This is a genomic window from Nonlabens antarcticus (genome assembly GCF_015356755.1).
GTDB classification, from domain to species: Bacteria; Bacteroidota; Bacteroidia; order Flavobacteriales; family Flavobacteriaceae; genus Nonlabens; species Nonlabens antarcticus.
The window spans coordinates 1-243 of record NZ_JADFCO010000021.1 but is presented as its reverse complement, the minus strand read 5'-3'; the positions used below and the strand labels follow the sequence as shown (position 1 = coordinate 243).

The following is a 243-nucleotide window of genomic DNA, read 5'->3' as shown; positions in this document are numbered from 1 at the left end:
TAGAACTAGAGGCTAGAGTCAAGCTGCTTGAGAAGCAGAAAGCTCGTGCAGAGCATCTGGCAGAGCGTGCCGACAAAAAGGTAATCATCTTTGATATGCTGGTGGATATGGCAGAGAAAGAATATGATATCCAGATCAGAAAAAACTACACGCCCGAGTTATCGAAAACTTCAAGGAAGAACATGAAGAGACAATAGTCTCCACCTGTAACTTACTCGGGCTGGACAGACAGGTTTATTATAG

At 43.6% G+C, this 243-nt stretch carries 1 protein-coding gene; it reads left to right on the top strand.

The features are described from left to right. A partial coding sequence (locus tag IQ282_RS00090; protein WP_228547158.1) for a hypothetical protein occupies window positions 1-197 on the top strand: 197 nt, incomplete at its 5' end. Window positions 198-243: the final 46 nt, after the last annotated feature.